Source organism: Caballeronia sp. SEWSISQ10-4 2 (assembly GCF_030464885.1).
In the GTDB taxonomy this organism is placed as follows: Bacteria; Pseudomonadota; Gammaproteobacteria; order Burkholderiales; family Burkholderiaceae; genus Caballeronia.
Genome location: NZ_JALPRJ010000008.1, coordinates 114,847 through 134,441 on the forward strand (window position 1 = coordinate 114,847; position 19,595 = coordinate 134,441).

20 protein-coding genes are annotated in these 19,595 nt (G+C 60.1%); 8 read left to right on the forward strand and 12 right to left on the reverse strand.

The genetic code is table 11. The features are described from left to right. Positions 1 to 64 precede the first annotated feature (64 nt). The 3 genes from M0D69_RS07720 to M0D69_RS07730 are packed head-to-tail and all read left to right on the forward strand — an operon-like array spanning position 65 to position 2,636. A complete protein-coding gene (locus M0D69_RS07720; protein WP_301781462.1) occupies positions 65 to 1,333 on the forward strand; it encodes a M48 family metallopeptidase in 1,269 nt (422 codons plus the stop codon). Then, positions 1,330 to 2,256, forward strand: coding sequence for a ribosome small subunit-dependent GTPase A (gene rsgA / locus M0D69_RS07725; protein WP_301781463.1), 927 nt, complete (start codon positions 1,330 to 1,332; stop codon positions 2,254 to 2,256). Before M0D69_RS07720 ends, rsgA begins: the two co-directional genes overlap by 4 nt. 53 nt (positions 2,257 to 2,309) lie before the next feature. Beyond that, the gene (locus tag M0D69_RS07730) at positions 2,310 to 2,636 is read left to right on the forward strand and encodes a DUF2007 domain-containing protein (protein WP_301781464.1); all 327 of its coding nucleotides are present in this window, start codon (positions 2,310 to 2,312) and stop codon (positions 2,634 to 2,636) included. Positions 2,637 to 2,657: 21 nt separating this feature from the next. On the opposite strand, the gene M0D69_RS07735 is transcribed toward M0D69_RS07730, so the two are convergent. The 6 genes from M0D69_RS07735 to rpsP form a co-directional block, all read right to left on the reverse strand. Further along, a complete protein-coding gene (locus M0D69_RS07735) occupies positions 2,658 to 3,596 on the reverse strand; it encodes a CobD/CbiB family protein (protein WP_301781465.1) in 939 nt (312 codons plus the stop codon). Between the two features lie 114 nt (positions 3,597 to 3,710). Continuing rightward, a complete protein-coding gene (locus tag M0D69_RS07740) occupies positions 3,711 to 4,397 on the reverse strand; it encodes a CoA pyrophosphatase (protein WP_301781506.1) in 687 nt (228 codons plus the stop codon). Between the two features lie 159 nt (positions 4,398 to 4,556). Next, positions 4,557 to 4,943 (reverse strand): 50S ribosomal protein L19, encoded by a 387-nt coding sequence (gene rplS, locus M0D69_RS07745; protein WP_301781466.1) that lies wholly within the window; start codon positions 4,941 to 4,943, stop codon positions 4,557 to 4,559. Between the two features lie 141 nt (positions 4,944 to 5,084). Continuing rightward, a complete protein-coding gene (gene trmD / locus M0D69_RS07750) occupies positions 5,085 to 5,855 on the reverse strand; it encodes a tRNA (guanosine(37)-N1)-methyltransferase TrmD (RefSeq protein ID WP_301781467.1) in 771 nt (256 codons plus the stop codon). A gap of 27 nt (positions 5,856 to 5,882) precedes the next feature. Next, complete coding sequence (gene rimM, locus M0D69_RS07755; RefSeq protein ID WP_301781468.1) at positions 5,883 to 6,590, reverse strand: ribosome maturation factor RimM; 708 nt, start codon at positions 6,588 to 6,590, stop codon at positions 5,883 to 5,885. 79 nt (positions 6,591 to 6,669) lie between these two features. Further along, complete coding sequence (gene rpsP / locus M0D69_RS07760; RefSeq protein ID WP_047844837.1) at positions 6,670 to 6,924, reverse strand: 30S ribosomal protein S16; 255 nt, start codon at positions 6,922 to 6,924, stop codon at positions 6,670 to 6,672. A 307-nt stretch (positions 6,925 to 7,231) separates the two neighbouring features. On the opposite strand from rpsP, the gene M0D69_RS07765 reads away from it, so the two are divergent. Together M0D69_RS07765 and M0D69_RS07770 are read left to right on the forward strand one after the other, a co-directional pair. Next, positions 7,232 to 8,338: a sorbosone dehydrogenase family protein gene (locus M0D69_RS07765; protein ID WP_301781469.1), complete on the forward strand. Its 1,107-nt coding sequence runs from the start codon at positions 7,232 to 7,234 to the stop codon at positions 8,336 to 8,338. A gap of 151 nt (positions 8,339 to 8,489) precedes the next feature. After that, positions 8,490 to 8,984 carry an NINE protein gene (locus tag M0D69_RS07770; RefSeq protein WP_301781470.1) on the forward strand — a complete coding sequence of 165 codons (495 nt, stop codon included), beginning with the start codon at positions 8,490 to 8,492 and terminating at the stop codon, positions 8,982 to 8,984. Between the two features lie 52 nt (positions 8,985 to 9,036). Here the strand turns inward: M0D69_RS07770 and M0D69_RS07775 are convergent, their stop codons facing one another. Together M0D69_RS07775 and M0D69_RS07780 are read right to left on the reverse strand one after the other, a co-directional pair. Then, entirely contained in the window at positions 9,037 to 10,191 is a 1,155-nt protein-coding gene (locus M0D69_RS07775) for a PA0069 family radical SAM protein (RefSeq protein WP_301781471.1), read from the reverse strand. A 68-nt stretch (positions 10,192 to 10,259) separates the two neighbouring features. Next, on the reverse strand, positions 10,260 to 10,748 hold the full coding sequence (locus M0D69_RS07780; protein ID WP_301781472.1) for an Lrp/AsnC ligand binding domain-containing protein: 489 nt from the start codon (positions 10,746 to 10,748) through the stop codon (positions 10,260 to 10,262). Between the two features lie 151 nt (positions 10,749 to 10,899). Here M0D69_RS07780 and M0D69_RS07785 point away from each other — a divergent pair, with 151 nt between their 5' ends. Continuing rightward, positions 10,900 to 12,192, forward strand: coding sequence for a D-amino acid dehydrogenase (locus M0D69_RS07785; RefSeq protein ID WP_301781473.1), 1,293 nt, complete (start codon positions 10,900 to 10,902; stop codon positions 12,190 to 12,192). A 102-nt stretch (positions 12,193 to 12,294) separates the two neighbouring features. Here M0D69_RS07785 and M0D69_RS07790 read toward each other — a convergent pair whose 3' ends face one another. The 3 genes from M0D69_RS07790 to M0D69_RS07800 all read right to left on the reverse strand — a co-directional run bounded on the left by M0D69_RS07790 (position 12,295) and on the right by M0D69_RS07800 (position 15,879). Further along, positions 12,295 to 14,085: an acyl-CoA dehydrogenase gene (locus M0D69_RS07790; RefSeq protein ID WP_301781474.1), complete on the reverse strand. Its 1,791-nt coding sequence runs from the start codon at positions 14,083 to 14,085 to the stop codon at positions 12,295 to 12,297. A 95-nt stretch (positions 14,086 to 14,180) separates the two neighbouring features. Beyond that, positions 14,181 to 15,116, reverse strand: a complete 936-nt coding sequence (locus tag M0D69_RS07795) for an electron transfer flavoprotein subunit alpha/FixB family protein (protein WP_301781475.1) — start codon at positions 15,114 to 15,116, stop codon at positions 14,181 to 14,183. A 13-nt stretch (positions 15,117 to 15,129) separates the two neighbouring features. Beyond that, positions 15,130 to 15,879 carry an electron transfer flavoprotein subunit beta/FixA family protein gene (locus M0D69_RS07800; protein WP_301781476.1) on the reverse strand — a complete coding sequence of 250 codons (750 nt, stop codon included), beginning with the start codon at positions 15,877 to 15,879 and terminating at the stop codon, positions 15,130 to 15,132. A gap of 315 nt (positions 15,880 to 16,194) precedes the next feature. On the opposite strand from M0D69_RS07800, the gene M0D69_RS07805 reads away from it, so the two are divergent. Then, positions 16,195 to 17,091, forward strand: a complete 897-nt coding sequence (locus M0D69_RS07805; protein ID WP_301781477.1) for an alpha/beta hydrolase — start codon at positions 16,195 to 16,197, stop codon at positions 17,089 to 17,091. Between the two features lie 30 nt (positions 17,092 to 17,121). Here the strand turns inward: M0D69_RS07805 and M0D69_RS07810 are convergent, their stop codons facing one another. After that, the gene (locus tag M0D69_RS07810) at positions 17,122 to 18,045 is read right to left on the reverse strand and encodes a histone deacetylase family protein (RefSeq protein WP_301781478.1); all 924 of its coding nucleotides are present in this window, start codon (positions 18,043 to 18,045) and stop codon (positions 17,122 to 17,124) included. Between the two features lie 308 nt (positions 18,046 to 18,353). On the opposite strand from M0D69_RS07810, the gene mltB reads away from it, so the two are divergent. Continuing rightward, positions 18,354 to 19,526, forward strand: a complete 1,173-nt coding sequence (mltB, locus tag M0D69_RS07815; RefSeq protein ID WP_301781479.1) for a lytic murein transglycosylase B — start codon at positions 18,354 to 18,356, stop codon at positions 19,524 to 19,526. Positions 19,527 to 19,595 lie beyond the last annotated feature (69 nt).

Below are 19,595 nucleotides of genomic sequence, written 5' to 3' on the forward strand. Positions count from 1 at the left end.
CAGACCGCGCGCGGCGACGGCCAAGAACCTATAATTCTCGCATAATTCAATCGGATTCCCGCTGATGTCCAATATCAATCTCGCCTTCTCGGTCGTGTTTGTCGTAGCGCTGGTCGGCATGGTCGCCACCAAGCTGTGGCTGGCTTCGCGTCAGATCCGGCACGTCGCCGCGCATCGCAAGGATGTGCCGGTGCAGTTCCTGCAAACCATTCCGCTCGCCGCTCACCAGCGCGCGGCCGATTACACCGTCGAGCGCACGCGCCTGACCATGGTCGAGGTCGTCATCAGCGCAGCGCTGCTGATCGCGCTGACGTTGCTGGGCGCCATCCAGCAGATCGATCTCGCGGTTACCGACTGGCTAGGCCGAGGTTACGTGGGACAGATGGCGCTGGTTGCCATCGTGGTGGCGATCACCGGCGTGGTCGATCTGCCGTTCGACTACATCCGGCACTTTGTGATCGAAGAGAAATTCGGCTTCAACCGGATGACGAAAAAGCTCTTTTTCCTCGATCTGCTGAAAGGCATCGTGCTGGGCGCGGCGATCGGCTTGCCGGTGCTGTTCGTGACGCTGTGGCTGATGAACCAGGCCGGCGCCTTGTGGTGGCTGTGGGCGTGGGTGCTGCTGGTCGCCTTCCAGATGCTCGTCTTGATCTTGTATCCGACCTTTATCGCCCCGCTGTTCAACAAGTTCGAACCGCTGAAGGATGAAGCGTTGCGGGCGCGTATCGAGAACCTGATGTCGCGAACCGGCTTCGCTGCGAAGGGCTTGTTCGTCATGGACGGCAGCCGCCGTTCGGCGCACGGCAACGCCTATTTCACCGGTTTCGGCGCGGCGAAGCGAATCGTTTTCTTCGATACCCTCCTCGCCCGGCTCTCCGGCAACGAGATCGAAGCGGTGCTCGCGCATGAGCTCGGCCACTTCAAGCGGCGTCATGTGATCAAGCGTTTGATTGTCACGTTCGTGCTCAGCCTCGCAATGCTTGCACTGCTTGGCTGGCTGGCGCAATGCGTGTGGTTCTACGAAGGGCTTGGCGTGCGGCCGTCGCTGCTGGGAAACAACCATGGCCTCGCGCTCGTGCTGTTCATGCTGGTGTTGCCCGTCTTCATGTTCTTCGTGACGCCACTGGGCAGCCTGAGTTCGCGCAAGCATGAATTCGAAGCCGATGCGTTCGCTGCGAGCCAGACCGATCCGCGCGACCTCGTCAACGCGCTGGTGAAGCTGTACGAGGACAACGCATCAACGCTCACGCCCGATCCGCTTTACACCGCGTTCTACGCGTCGCATCCGCCTGCATCGCAGCGCATCGAGCGCTTGATGCAATACGCCGCATGAGGGCGCGCAACGCGAAGAAAGCTGCGAACGCGCGCATCGAAGGAAAGGTCATTGCCGCACACGGACGGCATTATCTGGTCGCCCCCGCCGACGGCAGCGCCATGCTCCAATGTTTTCCACGCGGCAAGCGCAGCGAGATTGCTGTTGGCGACCAGGTGCATTACGAGCAGTCGTCGGCGGATCAGGGGGTGATTGTCGAGATTGGCGAGCGGCGCAACCTGCTGTACCGATCCGACCAGTTCAAATCGAAGCTCTTCGCCGCCAATCTCGATCAATTAATGATCGTGCTGGGTACGGAGCCGCACTTTAGCGAGGACTTGCTCGGACGCGCGTTGATAGCAGCAGAGGCGCATGGCCTCGAGCCATTGATCGTGTTGAACAAGATCGATATGGAAGGACCGCTGGCGGTCGCGCGCAAGCGGTTGGCGCTGTATCGGGAGCTTGGATACACGGTAGTGGAGTTATCGGCGAAAGCGGCGCCTGAGCACGTCCATGAAGAACTCGATGCCCGTCTGGCCAACCGCGCCACCTTGCTGCTCGGGCAATCGGGGATGGGGAAATCGACGCTGGTGAACATCCTCGTGCCGAATGCCGAAGTCGCGACGCGGGAGATATCGAAGGCGTTGAACAGCGGCCGACACACGACCACGTTCACGCGCTTGTATCCGTTGCCGGGCGGGGGATCGCTGATCGACTCGCCGGGCTTCCAGGAGTTTGGGTTGCATCATTTATCGGAGGGGCAGCTAGAGCGTTCGTTCGCGGACTTCCGGCCGTTCCTGGGTAAGTGCCGCTTCTATAACTGCCGGCATCTGCATGAACCGGGTTGTGCGATTCTTGAAGCAATGGCGCAAGGAAAGATCAGGCCGGCACGACATCAGTTGTATGCGCAACTGGTGCATGAAGCCAGCCAGATTGTTCGATGATCTCCATGATTCGATAAGCATGGGCGACGTCATCTAAAAAAGATTGCGACGGGATGAAGAAACTGACGCGGGCTCCGAATCTGATTACGGCGCATCACTGGGTGAATGTGCTGGTGACAGCAGGGATAGGGTGCGAGTTGCACAACCGCTATTTGAGTGGTGCGATGGGCGAGATTCCAGCGGACCAGTGCGCGCCTGAGATCTGGATATTGGATGACCGCGACGAGGTATTGGCGACGGGAATATTGGACCGCGCAAGAACCGGCCCGATGACAAATGCACGAGGATGGCGCTGCCAGCAATGCGGTGAGTCGCTGGAAGCGCAATTCACGGTTTGCTGGCAATGCGGAACGGCGAGGGATCCGTTGAACGACGAGTAAGCACGGCGGAGAAGCAAAGCTCTAGGCGAGCCAAACCGCGATGCTCAGCATGAGCAGCAACAGCATCCAGAGAATCACAGCACGCCAGACCAGCCCGACCGCGGATTGCAGCGTCCTGGGCGTGCAGTCATCGCCCACTGGCAACGGACTCGCATCCCCCACGGCCAATGCCTCGACGCTCAGCGGCTCCGCTAACGGTCCCGCCAATCGAGCACCTAGCGCCCCGCTACCGGCAGCGAGCAAAACTCCTTCGTTGGCATCAGGCCATTGGCGGGCGTGATTGCGCCACGCATAAATAGCGTCCTCGAAATTCCCAACGATCGCGAAGCCCAACGCAGTCAAGCGCGCCGGCACCCAATCGATGAAAAAGAACGCCCGCTGAGCGAACGTGGAAAACGCCGGCGTGCGTTCGTCGGTCGGCTGGACCCACGACCTCGCCAGATACTCCGCGATCCGATAAAACACCGCCCCTGCCGGTCCGATCGGAATCAGGAACCAGAAAAACACGCCAAATACATGCCGATGCGACGCCACGACCGCATGAACCAAGGTATGCCGAACGATCTCGCTCACGGGCATATCGAGCGTATCGATGCCGGTCCACTCGTTGAGGATCTCGCGAGCCCGGGGCACGTCGTCGTTGTTCAGGGCGAGGTGGATATCGGTGAAATAGTGGCTGAACTGCCGAAAGCCCAACGTGAAATACACGATCACGACGTTCCACAAGAACGCCAGCGCGAAGTTGATGCGATAGAGCACGTAATAGATAAGCCCGACGGCTAACGTCCATGGCACCACGACCACGAGCCAGGCGAGCACGCCATGCCGCTGCTTGCCGGCATCGAAGCCATGAGCTGCGGATTCCGCATGGTATTGAAGCAACGCCGAAATGGGGTTCTGCGGCGAGAGCGCGCGCAACTGCTCGATGATGAGAGCCAGCAATACGGAGAAAAAAGTCATGCGATGCGCCGAGACATTCGAGTTTTACGAATTTCTTGTAAAGATAGCACAGCACCGTGCGCGCAAGAGGGACACATCGCCCGCACTGCTAGCCGGGCCTCGGCACGTTAAGCGTCAAGCCGCGAGGAAGCGATAGAAATTGCGTAACATGCCCGCCGTTGCGCCCCAGATGAAATACGGAGCCACATTCTCGGCAGGTGAAAAAGGCATCGCAAAAAAACGACGCTCGCCACCTTCCCAGCGAAACACGCGGACCTGGTGACTCGCCGGGTTCATGAGAAACGCGAGCGGGACTTCGAAGATATCGGCGACTTCGAGGGTATCGGCGTGGAGTTCGAACGGTGGATGCACCAGCGCAACAACCGGCGTCACGCGAAAACCGGTGCCCGTCAGATACTCGGGCAACTCGCCAAGCACTTCCACGTGCTTCGCCGCGAGGCCCACTTCCTCTTGCGCTTCGCGAAGTGCAGTCGCTGAGGCGTCGAGGTCTTCCGGCTCGCGGCGCCCGCCCGGAAAGCTGATCTGCCCTGCGTGATCCGAAAGATGGTCAGCGCGTTGCGTGAGCAGCACGGTCAAGCCCGTCTCGCGTAACACAAGCGCAATCAGCACCGATGCCACGCGTGGATCGCCGCCCAGCGCCTTGATCCTGTCGTCACGCGCGTCCGGCGTCCAGTCGAGCGTCTGCTTGAACCGTGCGCGCAGTCCGGACGGCGTCAGGAGTTCGTCGCGAAGTCGCGGCAGATCTGCGCCGGTCGATTCGATCGGCAGGATCTGAGGCTCGAGGATACGGGGAGTCGACAGCTTGGTCGCAGACACGAGGGGTTTTAGCGTTAGCTCTTGGATGGTTCTTGGAAAAACGCAGTGCTTGAGACGCAAATAAGACGCCAGACATGATTTGACCACACCAAAGAAAAAAGCACCCGTGAGGGTGCTTTTTCCGGTGCAGCGCGGTGCAGCCTCTTACGCCTTGGAAGCAGCGCGGTCTTTCGACACGAGCTTTTCCTTGATCCGAGCCGACTTGCCCGAACGATCGCGCAGGTAGTACAGCTTTGCACGACGCACGTCACCGCGACGCTTCACGACGATGCTCGCCAGCAGCGGCGAGTAGGTCTGGAACGTACGCTCGACGCCTTCGCCCGACGAAATCTTGCGGACGATGAAATTCGAGTTCAAACCACGGTTGCGCTTCGAGATCACGACGCCTTCGTAAGCCTGGACACGCTTGCGCGTACCTTCGACCACGTTGACGCTGACGATCACCGTGTCGCCCGGGGCGAATTCGGGAATCGACTTCTCGCCGAGTGCGCGCGCGATTTCTTCTTTCTCTAGTTGTTCAATCAGATTCATTACTGACTCCTGGAGCCATCTTGCCGGAGTTGTTTGCCATATTAGTGGCCCCGGTAGAGGATGGGTTCACATCTGGCGCCCGCTTGAATTCACAAGCCTGGCACCGCCCTTTCGTCTCGCCTTGTATCCGCCTTCGAGAGCCTACTGCGCTTTCGAGCGTTCCTTGGCGAGACTTGCAAGCCATGCCTCATCGGCACGGCTCAACATTTTATTGCTGCGCGCCTTTTCTATCAGATCAGGCCGCTTTTCCTGCGTATTCTTGAGTGATTCGCGCCGGCGCCACGCTTCGATTTCCTTGTGATGGCCGCCAAGCAGCACATCCGGAACCCGCACACCGCCGTATTCTTCCGGGCGCGTGTAATGCGGACAATCGAGCAGGACATCGACAAAACTATCCTGTACCGCCGACTGCGAGTCGTTCAGCACGCCGGGCAACTGGCGCACCACGGCGTCCATGAGCGCCATGGCCGGCAATTCGCCGCCCGACAACACAAAGTCGCCGAGACTCACTTCTTCATCCACCACACGATCGATCAGACGTTGATCGATGGCTTCATAACGACCGCACAGCACCACCAGACCTGGCTCCTGAGCGAATTGCATCACGCGCTCATGATGCAGCGTTTTCCCTTGCGGCGACATCATCACCACACGCGACCCGCTGATGCCCTGCTCCGCCTGCGCCGCTTTCGCGGCCGAAATCGCATCTTCCAGCGGTCGCGCCAGCATCACCATACCGGGACCACCGCCATACGGGCGATCGTCAATGGTTCGATAATTGTCCGTGGTGAAATCGCGAGGATTCCACGTGCGCAAATTGAACCGTTCCTGCTTGACTGCCCGGCTGGTAATACCCCAATCGGTCAGCGCGCGAAACATCTCGGGAAAGAGCGTTACGACGTCAAACTGCATCGCTCTCTCCTTGCAGTGATCGATGGATCAATAGTCAGGGTCCCAGTCGACGACAATCCTGCGCGCCGCCTGATCCACTGTCTTGACATAAACGCCGACAAACGGAATCAACCGCTCGCCAGTTGTGGGCGAGCCGTCCTTGCCCGTAGTCGGAAATTCCACGCGCATGATGGAATGCGCGCCGTTGTCGATCATGCCCGCGACCTGGCCTAAAGCCACGCCCGCGTCATTCACGACGTCCAGGCCGATCAGATCGACCCAGTAGAATTCGTCGTCGCCAGTCAGCTTCGGGAAATCACTGCGCAACACATGGATGCTGTGGCCACGCAATGCGTACGCCGTGTCGCGGTCATCGCAACCGGCAAAGTGCGCGACAACTGTGTCGCTATGCACTTTCGACTGCAGGCACCGAACCGCCTTGCGCTCGTTTCCCTTGACCAGCCACCAGCGCTTTGCCGCGAGCATTGCGTCGCCGCCATGTCCCGCATGCGCGTGCGGCGCAATCTTGACCCAGCCCTTCAGTCCGTAAGCGTCGACGATCGCACCCACTTCAATGGCGTCATCGGGCAAACTTTCGACGGTCTCGATCGATCCTGCGCTATCTGAAGCGTCGATAGCCACGCGACGCGCTGCCGGCTTACGGACAAACGCGCCAAACGTGGCTTCGTCCTGCCCGGGCTTTTCGCCACGTTCGGCTGTCAAACCTGAGTTTGAAGCAGAATCACGCGTCGACATGAGCCAATCTCCCGCGAACCTCGGCAGCAAAAATCGATCGGATCACAAGTACCCGAACGATTGACTGCAGCAGCTGCACTTAAGCAGCCGGCTGAGCTTGCTGCGATTGCTTGACCAGACGTGCAACGGTCGGCGACAACTGCGCGCCGTTGTCTTGCCAGTACGTCAGGCGGTCTTGAGCGATGCGCAATGCTTCGCCTTTGGTCGCGACGGGGTTGTAGAAACCCACGCGTTCGATGAAGCGGCCATCACGGCGGCTACGCGAATCGGTTGCGACGATATTGTAAAACGGGCGCTTCTTGGAGCCGCCACGAGCCAAGCGGATGATAACCATGCTGAAATCCTTGAAAACCGGGGTTCGGAACTACCAAAACACGCGATTATAGCGGCAAAACGAAGCCTTAACAAACACTTGCGTCGATTAATCAAGATGAAACGTAACCTTCGGCGTGCCGTTCTGCCGGTCGTCGCCCGCCCTGAGGCGCGGTGCTGCGGGTTTTTCAAGATTTTCGCCGAGCAGCGTGAGGTGTCATTTTGGGGAGACAGATATGGCTTTGAGCGAAAACCGTTTTTCTCGTTTTTCTTATAGTGACTCGCGGCGAGCATGCGGTTTCGGCCGATTGCGGGCGCGTTTGGTCCATTTGGCATTTCTAGCGGCGAGCCTGCTAATTGTACTGGCCGGCGCGTTCATCGCGGCCAGCGCCCGCGCGGCGCTGCCTATCGACCAGATCAAGCTGCCGCCGGGCTTCAGAATCTCCGTTCTCTCCGATGACGTCGAGAGCGCCCGCGCCATGGTTTTGTCGCCGAAAGGGGTGCTTTATGCCGGCAGCCTCGACGGGCACGTCTACGCGCTCGAATTGCAAAACGGGCACGTGGCAGCGAAACATGTGATCGCGTCCGGGCTGGACGAGCCAGCGGGCGTGACGTTTCGCGACGGCGCGCTGTACGTCTCTGCCATCTCCCGCATTCTGCGCTTCGATGACATAGACAACCACCTCGATGCGCCGCCAAAGCCCGTCGTTGTCACCGACAGACTGCCTTCTGATCGGCACCACGGCTGGAAATTCATCGCGTTTGGCCCGGATGGCAAACTGTATGTGCCGACCGGCGCGCCGTGCAACATCTGCGAGCCGGATCGCAAGCGCTATGCGCTGATCGGCCGGATGAACCCGGACGGCAGCGGCTACGAAGTGTTCGCGCACGGCATCCGCAACACGGTGGGGTTCGACTGGAATCCGCAGACGAAAGAGCTCTGGTTCACCGATAACGGCCGCGACATGCTCGGCGACGACGTCCCCGATGACAAACTCAATCGCGCGCCGAAAGCCGGCATGGACTTCGGTTATCCCTACTGCCATGGTGGCGACGTTGCCGACCCGCAATACGGCGCGGGCCATCCGTGCTCCGGGTTCACGCCGCCCGTGGCCAAGCTCGGCGCGCACGTGGCCTCGCTCGGCATGCGCTTTTATACAGGCGCGATGTTTCCCGCCGACTATAAGAACAACGTGTTCATCGCGGAACACGGCTCCTGGAACCGCAGTACGAAAGTGGGTTATCGCGTGGTGCGGGTCGTAGTGGATGCGAGTGGCGCAAAACCACGCATGGAACCGTTCGCGCAAGGCTGGCTTCGCCCGAACGGTGACGTGTGGGGTCGCCCCGCCGATGTCCTGCCGATGCCCGACGGCTCGCTGCTCGTGAGCGACGACTATGCCGGTGCAATCTACCGGATCACGTATGCGCAACCGTGATTCAACCACCGTGCACTGAGCCGATTCTCCGCGTGAACGCCGGACGGCCGCGGGCGTAGAATGCCGCGTCGGCGCGAAAGGGTTGCCTCTTGCGCCAATCCGGTTGCCTCTTGCGCCAATCCGCCTCCATTGCTTCTTTTTTCGTTTCCCGATGAACAACCCGTCGTCCACTGCCACGCATCCATCAAACCCGGCGCCGCACGGGCATTTCCGCTCGAAAACGCTGACTGCCGCGCTTGCCTTCTTTTTCGGCAGTATCGGTGCGCATCGCTTCTATCTGTACGGTTTCCGCGACAAATTCGGCTGGGCGCACATTGTCGGCATCCTGCTTGGCATTGTTGGTTACATGCTGCTCGCAGCGACCGATCGCGCGTCGACACTCGGCTGGATCCTCGTCGTACCCGGCGCAGTTTCGCTGCTGGCGGCGTTTTTGTCGGCGATTGTCTACGGCTTACGCCCAGACGAAAAATGGGACTCCCAGTTCAACGCGCAAACCGGCCGGCATAGCGAATCGGGTTGGACCGTCATCTTTGTCGTAATCTTTTCGCTGCTGTTCGGCGCTTTCCTGTTAATGGCAGGTCTTGCGCTCACCTTCCAGACTTACTTCGAAGGCCAGGTTCAAGCCGCTAAAGAGTTGTCGCAGTAAGGCTGCCGCGGCCGTAGCGGCTCTGCCCGGAGTCGCTGCCGCTCGCCACGCTTCAAAACAGCTTCATCTGCGCACTGTCCTCGACCGGACGCTTGCCCACCGCGCGCTTGTTCACCACCTTCTCAACGTGCCGAAATTCCGACATATCCAGAATTCCGCGCTGCCGTTGATTCAAACCCAGCCGCTTCGACGCGTTATGAAAGCGCTGCTTGAGCATGTCGGCCCATAAGCCCTCGCCTTTCATCCGCTTCGAGAAATCCGAGTCGTAGTCCTTGCCGCCGCGCATGTCACGCACGCGCCCCATCACGCGTTCCGCGCGATCCGGAAAATGCGCCGCGAGCCAGTCCTTGAACAACGGCGCGACCTCCCACGGCAAGCGCAAAACGATATAACTCGCGCTCGTCGCGCCGGCTTCGGCACACGCCTCAAGCACTCGCTCCATATCCGGTTCCGTGACGAACGGAATCATGGGCGCGACGCTGACGCCTACTGGAATCCCCGCCTCGCTCAACGCCCGGATGGTGCGCAGCCTCCTTGACGGCGTGGCGGTACGCGGTTCGAGCGTGCGGGCAATCTGCGCGTCGAGCGTGGTGATGGTGACGGCAACCATTACTTGGCCTTTTTGCGCCATTGGCGCGAGCAGGTCGATATCCCGCTCGATCAGCGACGACTTCGTGATTGCCGCGAACGGATGCCCTCGCTCACTCAGGATCTCGACCACGCGCCGCGTAATGCGCAGATTCCGCTCGACGGGCTGGTACGCGTCCGTCACCACGCCCAGTGCGATAGGCTCCGGCTGATATGACGGCTTGTCCAGCTCCCGCTCGAGCAATTCGCCGGCGTTGAGCTTCGCGTAGATTCGGCTTTCGAAATCCAGTCCCGGCGATAACCCCAAGTAACTATGCGTAGGCCGCGCGAAGCAATAGATACAGCCGTGCTCGCAGCCACGGTACGGATTCAGTGAAACCTCGAACGGAATATCCGGCGACGAATTGCGCGTAAGAATGCTCTTCGCGCGTTCTTCAAATACTTGTGTGCGCAGGGCCGGCGCACCTTCCGTTTCCCCGTCCTCGCTAACATGCGTCCAGCCGTCGTCAATACGCTCGCGCTCGTCCTTCTCGTAGCGTCCCTGAAGGTTCGTGACCGCCCCTCGGCCTTTGAGCGGCGCAGGCGGAGCAACGGGATATTCGCGGTCGTGAGAAGGCATGGCCAACAATCGAAAGAGAGAAAGTACTGTATAAATATACAGTAAATTACTCCGCTCGCAAGCTCATTTCAGGCATCGACGTCGATGGTCAGCGTCTCCTTGATCTCCTCCATCACTACATAACTTTTCGACTGCACCGCGCCGGGCAGTTGCAGCAGGATGTCGCCGAGCAACTTGCGGTAATCGGCCATTTCGCCAATACGCGCCTTGATCAGATAGTCGAAATCACCGGAAACGAGATGGCATTCCAGCACTTCGGGAATGCGCTGCACTTCGCGGCGGAACTGCTCGAACATGTTGCCGCTTTTGTGATCGAGGGTGATCTCCACGAATACCAGTAGTGACGCACCCAACTGATGCGGATTCACCCGCGCGTAATAGCCCGCGATCACCTCGTCGCGCTCCATGCGTTTGACGCGCTCGATGCACGGCGTCACCGAGAGCCCGACCTGCTCCGCCAGGTCTTTCATCGCGATACGACCCTCCTTCTGAAGGATCTTCAGGATACGGCGATCGATCCGGTCGAGCTCCCTTACTGAATTTCGTTGGATTCTCATTGCTTTCCACTGAAAAGTTAATAAATACAATAACAAAACCTACCATAGTATCAATACTATAGTCGATACCACTATGTAACCCGCTACTCACACGGCTTCAGTCAAAGCGAAGCGAATGACCGGCGGAATGTCACTTTGCACGGAGCAAGACATGCGAGTCGTAATTCTGGGAAGCGGTGTTGTCGGTGTCACGAGCGCCTACTATCTGGCGCGCGCGGGCCATGAAGTGACCGTGATCGATCGTGCAGCGGGACCGGCGCTTGAAACGAGTTTCGCCAACGCGGGTCAGATCTCGCCCGGCTACGCTTCGCCGTGGGCTGCGCCTGGCGTGCCGCTCAAGGCGGTCAAGTGGATGTTCGAGAAACACGCGCCGCTCGCGATCCGCCTGGACGGAACATCGTTTCAATTGAAGTGGATGTGGCAGATGCTGCAGAACTGCACGCAGGCACGTTATTCGGTCAACAAGGGGCGCATGGTGCGCCTGGCCGAATATAGCCGCGACTGCCTGCAGGCACTGCGCGCGGATACCGGCATTAATTACGAAGGCCGTACCGGCGGCACGCTGCAAGTTTTCCGGACCCAGCAGCAACTGGATGGCGCGGCAAAGGACATCGCCGTATTGCGCGACGCGAACGTGCCGTTCGAACTGCTCACGCCAGCTGAACTGCAAAGTGCGGAACCGGCGCTTGCCGCTGTGTCGCACAAATTGACCGGCGGTTTGCGTCTGCCGAACGACGAAACCGGCGACTGCCAGAAATTCACCACGCACCTCGCCGCCATGGCGGAGCAACTCGGCGTCAAGTTCCGCTACAACACGCCCATCGACGCGCTCGCGGTCAGCGGCGGCCGGATCGCCGGCGTGCAGTGCGGCGGCGAGACCATTCACGGTGATTCATACGTTGTCGCGCTCGGCTCGTACTCCACGAAATTGCTGGGCAATCTCGTCAATATCCCTGTTTATCCGCTCAAGGGTTATTCGATCACCGCGCCCATCGTCAACGAAAACGCCGCGCCAGTTTCTACCGTGCTCGACGAAACGTACAAGATCGCGATTACCCGTTTCGATGACCGGATTCGCGTCGGTGGAATGGCGGAGATCGTCGGCTTCGACAAATCGCTGAGCCAGGCACGTCGCGAAACGCTGGAAATGTGCGTGAACGACCTGTTCCCCGGCGGCGGCGATACCGAGAAGGCATCGTTCTGGACCGGCTTGCGTCCGATGACGCCGGACGGCACGCCGATCGTCGGCCGTACGCCGCTGTCGAACCTGTTCCTGAACACGGGCCACGGCACGCTCGGCTGGACAATGTCATGCGGCTCCGGTCAGTTGCTGGCGGATTTGATATCGGGTAAACAGCCGGCGATCCAGTCCGACGATTTGTCGGTGCATCGCTATCTGGGCGAAACGCGCACGAGCACCCGTCCTTCTTATGCGCGTGCTTGATTCGGATTTGCACGCGTAGCGAAGCGCACGTTTCAACAAAAATGCCGTCCCGACTTTCGTCGGGACGGCATTTTTCATAGGCGCTGCAAGCGGCGCAGCGAATCAGAACTGATCCTCGCTCAACGCGAGATATCCTTCCTGCCCATTGCCGCTGACAATCGATGCTTCGATGCCCGGCGCCTGCGACAAAATATGCTCGGCGAAGAACTGCGCCGTCGCGATCTTGGCGCCATAAAACGCTTCGTCCTCGCTGCGCTTCTGCGTTGCCGCCAGCAGCGCGCGCGCCATCTGCCATCCGCCCAACACAATGCCTGCCAGCTTCAGGTACGGCACGCCGCCGGCGAATACCGCGTTGGGATCGCTTCTCACCTTCGCCACCATGAACTCGACCACCCGCGCCAACGCGAGACTTCCGGCGCTCAAATACCGATGCATCGACTTGAACGCCTGCCCGTCGCGGTCGGCCAGCTGCGCGACGGTCTGATCGATCTGCGCAAAAATCGCCTGCGCGGTCGCGCCGCCGTCGCGTACGGTTTTGCGGCCGATCAGATCGTTGGCCTGGATCGCGGTCGTGCCTTCGTAGATGGTGAGAATTCTGGCATCGCGGTAATACTGCGCCGCGCCCGTTTCCTCGATGAACCCCATACCGCCGTGGACCTGCACGCCGAGGCTCGTGACATCGATGGAAAGCTCCGTGCTCCAGCCCTTCACGATCGGCACGAGAAATTCATAGATATCCTGATGACTGGCTCGCGCCGCTTGATCGGGATGATGGTGCGCAAAGTCGCAATGCGCCGCCGCGACGTAAGCCAGCGCGCGCGACGCTTCCGTCAGCGCGCGCATGGTCAGGAGCATGCGGCGCACGTCGGGGTGGTGAATGATCGACACAGGCTGTTTGGCGGAGCCATCGACAGGCCGGCTTTGCACGCGATCCTTCGCAAACGCGACGGCCTTCTGATACGCCCGCTCCGACACGGCCACGCCCTGCAAGCCGACCGCGAAGCGCGCCGCGTTCATCATGATGAACATGTACTCCAGCCCGCGATTTTCCTCGCCGATCAAATAACCGATCGCGCCGCCGTGATCGCCAAATTGCAGCACGGCGGTCGGACTGGCCTTGATCCCGAGCTTGTGTTCAATCGACACGCAATGCACGTCGTTGCGAGCGCCGAGCGTGCCGTCTTTGTTGGTGAGAAATTTGGGTACCAGGAAGAGCGAAATACCCTTCACGCCGTCGGGCGCCCCGGGCGTACGCGCCAGCACGAGATGGACGATGTTCTTCGCCATATCGTGCTCGCCGTAGGTGATGAAAATCTTCGTGCCGAACACCTTGAACGAGCCGTCGCCCTGCGGCTCGGCGCGCGTGCGCACCAGCGCGAGATCGGAGCCTGCTTGCGGCTCGGTGAGATTCATCGTACCGGTCCACTCGCCTGAAATCAGTTTCGGCACATAGAGCTGCTTCTGCTCCTCGGTGCCAGCCGTGAGCAACGCTTCGATAGCGCCATCGGTGAGCAGCGGGCACAACGCAAACGACAGGTTTGCCGCGTTCAACATTTCGATACACGGTGTAGCGATTAGCTTCGGCAAGCCCTGACCGTCGTACTCGAGCGGATGCAGCACGCCTTGCCAGCCGCCCTCACCGAACTGGCGGAAAGCTTCCTTGAAACCGGGTGTAGTCGTGACCTCGCCGTTCTTCCAAAAGCTCGGATTCTTGTCGCCTTCGAAATTCAACGGCGCAACCACTTCGCCGTTAAAGCGCGCGGCTTCTTCAAGTACGGCCTGAGCCGTATCGAGACTGGCGTCCTCGAAACCCGGTAGTGCTGCAATGCTTTCGATATCGGCTAGTTCCTTCATCACGAACAGCATGTCCTTGACGGGCGCTCTATAGCTCATGTCTTGTCTCCCCCAACAGATGTAAAAAGGGGCGCACGTGCGTCGCCCCCTTTTTTCGGTCTTGCTTTCTTTCCAGCCAGTGGCCTTAAAAACGATCAGCCAAGTTCTTTCACGAGATCCGGCACGACTGTGAACAAGTCACCCACGAGTCCGTAGTCGGCGACGCCGAAGATCGGCGCTTCCGCGTCCTTGTTGATTGCAACGATGACCTTCGAATCCTTCATCCCGGCCAAGTGCTGGATCGCGCCCGAGATGCCGACGGCGACGTACAGGTTAGGCGCCACGATCTTGCCGGTTTGACCGACTTGATAGTCGTTCGGAACGAAGCCAGCGTCCACTGCTGCACGCGATGCACCCAGCGCCGCGCCGAGTTTGTCCGCCAGCGGTTCGAGCACTTTCGTGTAGTTTTCGCCGCTGCCCAAACCCCGTCCGCCCGACACGATAATCTGCGCCGACGTCAGTTCCGGCCGGTCCAGCTTCGTCAATTCGCGGCTCACGAACTTGGAGATGCCCGCGTCGGCCGAAGCTTCGATTTTCTCTACCGATGCACTGCCGCCCTCGGCCGCGACCGGATCGAAACCGGTGGAACGAACCGTGATGACCTTGATCGCATCGCTTGATTGAACGGTGGCGATGGCGTTGCCTGCGTAGATCGGACGCTCGAATGTGTCCGCGCTGTCCACTGCCGTGATGTCGCTGATCTGCGCCACGTCCAGATGGGCCGCAATGCGCGGCGCGATGTTCTTACCGTAGGCCGTCGCCGGCGCCAGGATATGCGAATAGCTCTTCGCAATCTGAAGCACCGTTCCGTCGATGTTCTCGGCGAGGCCATCGGCGAGTTGCGGTGCGTCGGCGAGCAACACTTTGCTCACGCCCGCAATCTTCGCTGCTGCATCCGCTGCTGCTTGCGCGTTGGAACCCGCGACCAGCACGTGGATATCGCCACCGATCTTCGAAGCAGCCGCGATGGTATTCAACGTCGCTGCTTTGATCGATGCGTTGTCGTGTTCTGCAATTACAAGAATGGTCACTTTGGAAACTCCCTCACAGAACCTTGGCTTCGGTCTTCAACTTCTCGACCAGCGTCTTCACGTCCGGCACCTTCACGCCTGCGGAGCGCTGCGGCGGCTCGGCAACCTTCAGCGTCTTCAGACGCGGCGTAACGTCGACACCCAGGTCCGCGGGCTTGAGCGTTTCCATCGGCTTCTTCTTGGCCTTCATGATGTTCGGCAGCGTCACGTAACGCGGCTCGTTCAGGCGCAAGTCCGTGGTAATAACCGCTGGCAACGTCAGGGATAGCGTTTCCGAACCACCATCGACTTCACGCGCAACCGTGACTTTGCCATCAGCCACCGTCACCTTCGAGGCGAACGTCGCTTGCGGCAAACCGGCCAGCGCAGCAAGCATCTGACCGGTCTGGTTCGAGTCGTCGTCAATAGCTTGCTTGCCGAGGATGATCAGTTGCGGTTGTTCTTTATCGACTAAAGCCTTGAGGATCTTCGCGACCGCCAGCGGCTGCAATTCCTCAGTCGATTCGACCAGGATCGCGCGATCCGCACCGATCGCCAAGGCCGTGCGCAGCGTTTCCTGACATTGCGTCACGCCGCACGACACCACAATCACCTCCGTCGCCACGCCCGCTTCGCGCAGGCGCACGGCTTCTTCCACGGCGATTTCGTCGAACGGGTTCATCGACATCTTCACGTTCGCGATGTCGACCGCACTGCCATCCGGTTTGACCCGGACTTTCACGTTGTAGTCGACCACGCGTTTGACTGGCACCAAGATTTTCATGCACACGCTCCTAAGTTACGAATACGTCATCCCAAGCCCATTATAGCGAGTGACTCCCCGCCGCCGAATGCTTAGGGCGGATCGGGCGAAGTCCGTCAGGCTTTGCACAATCAGTAGACGCTTATTTTTACAGCACGATCGTTCTATTTTACACATAGAACCCCACGGATGACAATCAGGGTTGTGCTCCAAAAACCCGCACATTTGCGACTTTTTGGCTAGCGGTTCTTGTGACCCTTTTGTTCCAGACAAGCAGCGGGCTTGTGATGTGCAACGGGACTATCATCTGCGGAATCCCGATTTGGCCGCCAGACCATGCAAAAACCCGCGCACAGCACGTATTCGACCAGCAGCATCGCCACACGCGATGGCATCGACCTTCATCTTCACCGCTGGCAAGCCGCTGCAACGTTCCCCAAGCCGCTGGCGAGAATTGCGCTTGTGCACGGGTTGGCAGAACACGCGCGCCGATACGACGCCTTCGCGCTGCGCCTGAACGCGGCTGGCATCGAATTGATTGCGGCGGATCTGCGCGGCCACGGCAAATCGCCGGGCGAGAGCGTATGGATTGAATCCTTCGACGACTATCTGCTCGACACCGACGCCCTCCTCAACGCGGCGGAAACGACCGAGCCGCTCAAGACTCCGTTGTTCCTGATGGGACATAGCATGGGTGGCGCGATAGCAGCGCTTTACGCAATCGAGCGCCTGCCGGAGAACGGTCGGAAACTTGCCGGGCTGATCCTGTCGAGCGCGGCGCTAAAACCGCCGGCGAACGCGCCGCGCTGGAAGCTCAAACTAGGTGGTTTAATCAGCCGCCTGATGCCGCACTTCGCTGCGATGACCATCGATCCAGCCACGTTGTCGCGCGCGCACGGCGTGGTCGAGGCGAACCGGCGCGATCCGCTCGTTCATCATCGGCCGATACCTGCTCGAACGGCGGCGCAGATCGTGGCCGCCATGCGGCGCATCGCTGCTGGACGTGCCTCGATCAACCTGCCGTTGTTCGTGTTTCACGGCACGCAGGACGCGCTCACCAACCCGGACGGCAGCCGCGAATTCGAAGCCAATACCGGTTCGACGGATAGCACGCTGATGATCCTGGAAGGCAGCTATCACGAGACGCTCAACGACCTCGACCGGGATCGCGTGATCAAGGCGCTGATCGACTGGACGCTCGTGCGCGCAGAGCTTCAGCGAACGCGCATGTAGGTTTGCGGTCTTCCCTAAAAGCGCAGACGCTCAGATCTCGGCCAGCGCGCGCACATGCGCGACCACGCTGCGCCCGAGCGCCGACAGGTTGTACCCGCCCTCGAGACTACTGACAATACGGCCCTTCGCATGCCGCTTCGCCACCGCGCGGATCTGCTCGGTCAGCCACGTGTAGTCGTCCTCGACCAGACCCATATTGCCGAGATCGTCCTCTCGATGCGCATCGAACCCTGCGGAGACGAAGATCATCTGCGGCTTGAATTCATCGAGTCTCGGCAGCCACATCAGGTCGACGGCTTCGCGCACGGCCATGCCTTTCGTACGCGCTGGCATCGGCAGATTGACCATGTTCGGCGCGTGATTGTCGGCGCCGCTATACGGGTAGAACGGATGCTGGAAAAAGCTGCACATCAGCACGCGCGGATCGCCCGAGAACGCGGCTTCCGTGCCGTTGCCGTGATGCACATCGAAATCGATGATGGCCACGCGCTCCAGACCATGCACTTCGAGCGCGTGACGCGCCGCGATCGCAATGTTGTTGAAGAAGCAGAAGCCCATCGCACGCGCCGGTTCCGCGTGATGTCCCGGTGGCCGCACGCTGCAGAACGCGTTGTCGTAAGTGCCGGCAATCACGGCATCGGTGGCGGCGACCGCGGCGCCCGCCGCGCGCAACGCGGCGTGATAAGAACCCGGCGACATCATCGTATCCGGGTCGATCTCCGCGCGGCCGACCGAGGGCGCCGTCTCTTTGACGAAATCGATATGCGCCCGCGTATGAACCCGCGCCAGGTCCTCTTCACTCGCGAGCGGGGCTTCTTCGCGCTCGATCAAGGTGTCGATACGGCTCGCAATCAACTGATCCTCGATCGCCTGAAGACGCGCGGGGCATTCGGGATGCCACGGCCCCATGTCGTGAAGAAGGCAATCTGGATGGGAATAAAAGCCGGTAGCCATGATGGTATGTGCAGCAGGGCGTGCCGTGCCGCGTGTCTCGAATCGTTTGGATGTTTTTGTCGTACGCGATGCCAACGCTTTCGGCCACCTGCTTCGATAGCAGCCGAACACCGCACCGCGCGGGTCCTTGTTAAGTTACCACACTGAAAATGACATCGTCCCGCGCCACCGTTTTTGCGGCCTCCGCGCTCGCCGGCAGGGCTTTCGGGATAGCGCCGAAAACGCGTCGGTTATACTGATCCGACTCTCGTATGCCCTGCGCGTTTTTCCAGCGCGCCTCGCGTTACACCGCCACATTTACGCACACTATGACCTTTAAGTTTGCATCGACCGTCTTGCCTCTTTCGGCGCGAACTGCGCGCTTCGCCTCAGTTGCTTGCCTCGTTGGCGCACTCGGCACACTGGGTATCGGTCAGGCAGTTGCGCAATCGCAGCCGCAATCTCCGACACCGCAAGGGCAGATGTTCGAAGAGGAAATCGTGCCGCAGCGTTACGCGAACAATCCCAATGTGGATGCGTTCATCAACGATCTCGTCGCGCGTTACGACTTCGATTCCGCCGCCTTGCACGACCTGTTCAATCGCGTGAGTTATTCGGCGACGGCCGTGAAACTGGTGCTGCCTTCGCCCACGCCTGCCAGCAAGAACTGGCGCGCGTACCAGGCACGCTTTGTGGAGCCGATACGCATTGCGGCCGGTGTGAAATTCTGGCGCGCGAATCAGGCCGCGCTGCAGCGTGCGTCGGATCAATATGGCGTGCCGCCCGAAGCGATTGTCGGGATTATCGGCGTGGAAACCATCTATGGCCGCTACATGGGCAATTTCCGCGCGCTCGATGCTTTGACCACGCTGACCTTCGATTACCCCGACACGCCGAATCGCGCCGAGCGCCAGGCGACGTTCCGCAAGAATCTCGAGGATTTGCTGGTCTGGACGCACGGCCAGCAAATCGATCCGACCACCGTGCTCGGTTCGTACACGGGCGCGATCGGCATTCCGCAATTCCTGCCTAGCAGCATCGTTCAGTACGCGGTGGATTTCGATGGCAACGGCCATATCGATTTGCGGAGCAGTCCCGCCGATGCCATCGGCAGCGTCGCGAATTATCTGAAGCAGCACGGCTGGGAATCGGGACGGCCGGTGGTCTGGAGGATCGCCGGCGACACCGGCAGTCAAGGCGTTGCGCAAGCCGCCGCCGATGGTCAGCCCGAACCGCACTGGTCGCTCGCGCAACTCACGAAAGCCGGGATGCTGATGAGCGAGCCGGGGCTCAACACAATGGCGGAAGCGGGTACGCCGGTGACGGTGGTCGACTTGCCCACGCCGGGCCGTGCGACCGAATACACGCTCGGCCTGAAGAACTTCTATGTGCTCACACGCTACAACCGCAGCTTCTTTTATGCGCTCGCGGTGTATCAGCTTGGTGAAGCGGTGAAGGCGCAGATGTCGGCGGGTGATGCGGGTGTTTCAGCGTCGCAATGACATAGCGGTGAGGCGTCGTAGCTGACGCAGGATACAAAAAGGCAGAACACAAAAAGCCCGGTAGTTGCC